3 protein-coding genes and 1 pseudogene are annotated in these 5,061 nt (G+C 75.6%); 2 read left to right on the top strand and 2 right to left on the bottom strand.

Annotation, left to right across the window (positions count from 1 at the left end):
- Together EST92_RS31895 and EST92_RS31015 are read right to left on the bottom strand one after the other, a co-directional pair.
- Positions 1–549, bottom strand: a pseudogene (locus tag EST92_RS31895) (hypothetical protein); the annotation flags it as partial.
- 29 nt (positions 550–578) lie between these two features.
- On the bottom strand, positions 579–1,649 hold the full coding sequence (locus tag EST92_RS31015) for a secretion protein snm4 (RefSeq protein WP_161981814.1): 1,071 nt from the start codon (positions 1,647–1,649) through the stop codon (positions 579–581).
- Positions 1,650–2,100: 451 nt separating this feature from the next.
- Between EST92_RS31015 and EST92_RS31010 the strand changes: the two genes are divergently transcribed.
- Positions 2,101–3,375, top strand: coding sequence for a sensor histidine kinase (locus EST92_RS31010; RefSeq protein ID WP_174244185.1), 1,275 nt, complete (start codon positions 2,101–2,103; stop codon positions 3,373–3,375).
- Positions 3,376–3,661: 286 nt separating this feature from the next.
- Entirely contained in the window at positions 3,662–4,975 is a 1,314-nt protein-coding gene (locus EST92_RS31005) for a sensor histidine kinase (RefSeq protein ID WP_129283984.1), read from the top strand.
- Positions 4,976–5,061 lie beyond the last annotated feature (86 nt).

Raw genomic sequence — 5,061 nt, 5'->3', positions numbered from 1 at the left:
CCCAGCAGAAGCAGCGCGGTACCCAGCGGACGCCGGCCGAGCCGCCTCGCTGGGGCCGGTCGGGGCGGCGTGGGCAACCGTCGGCATCGGCCCGGCGGACGGCGCAAGCGTCTGCGCGGGCACGGCCGGCTCCGCCTTCGCGGACGTCGGGGTGTCCCACACGCTCGCGTCGACGGGAGCGGGGGCGGAGGCGGGGTCAGGAGCGGGGTCAGAGGCGGATATCGCGTCGGCCGCGGGTCCCGGGCCGGGCATGGCCGAGCCGCCGGCCGTCGCGTGTCCGACGGTCGTCGCCGGTCCGCCGTCCGCTTCCCGTGGCCCGTCCGTGCCCGACTCCCCGTCCGTACCCGGTCCGCTGCCCGTGCCCGGCGTCATCGCTCCCCCACCAAGATCACGCAGCAGATCGTGCTGCCAGTTGTTCTGCGCCGGTACGCCTGAAGCGGCCATTCCGCCCGACGCCGCCGGGCCGTCCGCCGCCGGTCCGCCCGACGCCGCCGGGCCGTCCGCCGCGGCCGTTCCGTCCGCCGCCGACGCCGATCCATCCGCTGCCATGTCCGTCTCCGTCTTTCCGGCTTTCCGGGTCAGAACGTGTGCAGCAGCGGGCCGTAGACCCCGAGCGCCCCGAGGGCCACCGGGATCAGCGCCACCACACTGACCGACTCGACGAGATTCAGCAGCCGGCGCAGCCCGACCCGCACCTGCTCCGGCACCCGCAGCGCGAGCACCCCGAGCGGCAGCACCGCCAGCACCCCCAGCACAGCCAGCGCACCCGACGGGTCACCCGAACCGGCCGCCCACCGCAGCAGCAGGCACACCGCGACCGCCGTACCGGCCGCCAGCAGGGCGATGACCTCGACGGCCAGGGGGTAGGCCCGCGCCCGCGACAGCGTCACCACGCACAACAGGGCCGCGGCGGCGACCGACCAGCCGTCCCCCTGCCCCGCGGCCAGGGCTCCCGCCGCACCCGCGCAGACCGCCACGGCGACGGTGGCCGGCGCGAGACCGCGGTGGGTCGCGCCCAGCGCGGTCGCCACCTGGTGGCGGCTCACCGGTGCCTCGCCGGAGCGCCGGTCGTCGAGCCGGGTCAGCCCGGCCGTCCGCAGCGCCAGCCGGGGCAGATACCCGAGCACGAGCACCGAGAGCACGCCGAGCGCAACTGCCGTACGTGCCAGACCGGTCAGCGCCAGCCCGGCCTCCCAGACGCCCACCGCGCCCGCGACCGTCGCCGCGCCGACGAGTCCGCCGCGCCCCAGCTCCGTACCGACGCCGAGCAGCGCGAGCACGGCCGCGACGGTCAGTCCGACCGCCGCCAGCCGCACCGCGCCGGCCGAGGAGGCCTGCCACGAGGCGAGCACGCCGAGCGCACCGCCCAGCAGAAGCAGCGCGGTACCCAGCGGACGCCGGCCGAGCCGGCCACAGAGGGCTCCGCCCGCCACGGCAAGCGCCCCGGCGATCCCGAGCCCGACTGCGGCGGCACCGGGTCCGTACCAACTCGCCGCCGCTGTCCCGGCGATGAGGGCCAGCAGCACACTCGCCGCACCGGCCGTCCCCGTCCGGCTCCGCTCGCCCCAGTGCCCACTGCGCACGTCCGGACCACCGGCGGCTGCGTCCGGCACGCCTGCCGCGTCCGTCATGTATGGCGCGTCCGTCATGTATGGCGCGTCCGTCGCGTCCTGCGCGACGGACGCCGCCGCCGTCTCCCGGCTGAGGGAGGCACCCGACACGGCCACCGCGTCCGTCCCCGCCCCCGTCCCCGTACTCATCCTCACCACGCCGACGCGGTCCCTGTGTTGCCAGTGGGCAACCGGCTGTCGCAGTGACGCGCCATCGTCGCTCCCCCTCCCGATCCGTACCGCGACACGATACGGCTCCCCTGCGACGGCGTGTCCAGCACGCCGGAGCAATTCGCCCGCGGGGACCGTCACCGCCCCCACCAGCCAAAATCCCGTAAATCACCCATGGCAGCACGGAGTTGGGCAGGGTCCGCCCGTCGGGTGCGGCGGCCATGGCCGGACAGGGCCCGGACAGGGTGAGGTAAACCCCACCGTCCGCCACCCCCTCAGCCCCATGGCACCGGGGAACGCCGCCGGGCAGGCTGGGCGTATGACGGAGAGATCCCGGTCCAGTCGGTCCAGTGCTGCTGAGGACGCCCTTGACGACGTCCCGCCACCGCCGCCCCGAGCGCTGTTCAGTGGCCTGATGTGGCGGGAGGTCGCCTACCTGCTGGCCAACTTCCCGCTGGGCGTCGCGGCGTTCATGGCGCTGGTGGTGTGGCTCACGCTGGGCATCGGGCTGTCCGTCACCGTGGTGGGCGTGCCGCTGCTGGCGACGGGGCTGCTGGCGTGCCGCCGGTACGGGAGGCTGGAGCGCGCCCGGGCGGCGGCGCTGCTCGGCGTACGGATCGCGGAGCCGAGCCCGCTGCGGCCGCGGGAGCGGGGGTTCTTCCCGTGGTTGTGGACGTGTCTGACGGATCCGGTCGCCTGGCGGCACGCGCTGTTCGCCTTCGTCCGGCTGCCGTGGGTGCTCCTCACCTTCCCGGTCGTCCTCGTCCTGCTGATCGTGGGCTGGCCGGTGCTGCCGTGGGTGGCGCGCTGGCTGTCCAACGTGGACCGGGCGATGGTGCGCGCGCTGCTCTCCCCCTCCGACGAGCTGGAGCGGCGGATCGCGGAGCTGGAGTCGGACCGGGTGACGGTCACCGACACCGCGGCCGCCGATCTGCGCCGCATCGAACGGGATCTGCACGACGGCGCGCAGGCCCGTCTCGTGGCACTCGCCATGGGGCTCGGGCTGGCGAAGGAGAAGCTGCTGGAGGACCCGGAAGCGGCCGCGGCGATGGTGGACGAGGCGCACGGCGAGGTGAAGCTCGCGCTCCAGGAGCTGCGGGACCTGGCCCGCGGCATCCATCCGGCGATCCTCACCGACCGCGGGCTGGGGCCCGCGCTGGCCTCGCTGGCCGGGCGCTGCACGGTGCCGGTGACCACCTCGGTCGACCTGGACGAGCGGCCCGCGCCCGCCATCGAGGGCATCGCCTACTTCACCGTCTCGGAGCTGCTGCAGAACGTCTCCAAGCACAGCGCGGCGCGGCAGGCGTCGGTCGAGGTGTGGCGGGTCAAGGGGGGCGGGCCCGCAGGGCCCTCGGACCGGGGCGGTGCCGGGCGACTGGCGGGCGACCGGCTGCTGATCCTGGTGTCGGACGACGGGCGGGGCGGGGCGCGGCTGGACGGTGGCAGCGGGATGGCCGGGCTCGCCGGGCGACTGGGCTCGGTGGACGGGCTGTTCGTGCTGGACTCGCCGGTGGGCGGGCCCACGAGGGTGACGGCGGAGCTGCCCTGGCGGGCGCGGACGGAGCCCGCGGCGGCGGCGTCGAGGGGCCGCTGAGGGGCGGTGTTCCGGCCCGTGCCGAGGGCGGGCCCCGACAGGCGCCCGTCGGACGCCCGGCGCCACAGGCACCGGGCCCCCACGCTCCTCCCCAGGGTGGGGAAAACCCCCGCCCAAGACTGCGAAGCCCCTCATGGTGCGCCGGGCGCCGGGCGCGGACCCTGGTGAGGACGGACGAGAGGGCGCCCGGCCCGGGGAACGGGCACGGCGCCGCCGACAAGGGCAACGGCCGCACCCCGGCACGCCAGGGCAGCGCCGCCACCGGCAGAACGGACGAGACGAGACGATGGATTCCGCATACGCACCGCAGCACCGCGGCTCCCGTGTGCCCGTGGGGCTGCGCGCCCCGTTCTCCGGGCGCACCTGGCGGGAGACCCTGTACCTCCTGCTCAACCTCCCGATGTCCCTGGTGATGTTCACGTACACGGTGGTCGTGGTCTCTCTGGGCGCCGGGCTGCTGGTGACGTTCCTGGGCATCCCGGTGCTGGCCGCCGGTCTCGCCGGCGCCCGCGGCCTCGGCTTCGTGGAGCGTGCGCGGGCCCGCGCCCTGCTGGGGCTGGACGTCGCCGATCCGAGGCCGGTCCGGGCCGCCAAGCCGGGCCTGATGGGATGGGTCGGGGCCGTGCTGAAGAGCGGGGAGTCCTGGCGGCACCTCGTCTACTCCCTGGTGCACTTCCCGTGGGCGCTCTTCACGTTCGTCTTCTCGGTGGCGTTCTGGTCCGTCGGGTGGGTGCTGCTGATCTACCCCCTGTGGCGGTGGGTCTTCCCCTCGTACTTCGACCGGCCGGGCATCGTGATGTGGGAGGAGGGCAACGGCCACGCGGTCTACCTCGACACCCCGGCCGAGATCGCGCTCACCGGCGGGATCGGGCTGCTGATGGTGCTGGCCGGGCCGTGGCTGATCCGCGGGCTGACGCAGGTGGACCGGGTCATGGTCCTGGGCCTGCTGGGGCCCTCCTCGCTCGCCTCCCGGGTCGTGGAGCTGGAGTCGGACCGCGGGGTGGTGGTGGACACCGCGGCGGCCGACCTGCGCCGCATCGAGCGCGATCTGCACGACGGCGCCCAGGCCCGGCTGGTCTCGCTCGCCATGGACCTGGGTCTGGCCAGGGAGAAGCTGGCCGAGGACCCGGAGGCCGCCGCGAAGATGGTGGACGAGGCGCACGGCGAGGTGAAGCTCGCGCTCCAGGAGCTGCGGGACCTGGCCCGCGGCATCCATCCGGCGATCCTGACCGACCGGGGGCTCGGCCCGGCGCTGTCGGCGCTGGCCGCGCGGTGCACGGTTCCGGTCTCGGTGAGCGTCGAGCCCATGCGCCGGCCGGCCGCGGCGATCGAGGGCATCGCCTACTTCACCGCCTCCGAGCTGCTGCAGAACGTCTCCAAGCACGCCATGGCGGGCAGCGCGACGCTGGACGTCTGGCGCACCGAGGACCGGCTGATGGTGCTGGTCGCGGACGACGGCCGGGGCGGCGCGCACACCGGTGCCGGAACCGGCCTGGCGGGCCTGGCCGAGCGGCTGGCGTCCGTCGACGGCCTGCTGGTCGTGGACTCCCCGGCCGGCGGCCCGACCCGGGTCACCGCCGAGCTGCCCTGGCGCGGGTGACCCCCGGGCGGGAACGACGCCCCCCGGACGGCGGCGGCTCCCGGCCGGGGGTCACCCGCGCCAGGGCAGCTCGGCGGTGACCCGGG

It is taken from the genome of Streptomyces sp. TM32 (genome assembly GCF_004122755.1).
In the GTDB taxonomy this organism is placed as follows: domain Bacteria; phylum Actinomycetota; class Actinomycetes; order Streptomycetales; family Streptomycetaceae; genus Streptomyces; species Streptomyces sioyaensis.
The sequence above is the reverse complement of the archived record's forward strand: the minus strand, read 5'-3'. Positions and strand labels throughout refer to the sequence as shown.

Coding starts and splice junctions, on each gene's coding strand:
- EST92_RS31015 (WP_161981814.1), bottom strand. CDS start 1,649: ATGACGGACGCGCCATACATGACGGACGCGGCAGGCGTGCCGGACGCA.
- EST92_RS31010 (WP_174244185.1), top strand. CDS start 2,101: ATGACGGAGAGATCCCGGTCCAGTCGGTCCAGTGCTGCTGAGGACGCC.
- EST92_RS31005 (WP_129283984.1), top strand. CDS start 3,662: ATGGATTCCGCATACGCACCGCAGCACCGCGGCTCCCGTGTGCCCGTG.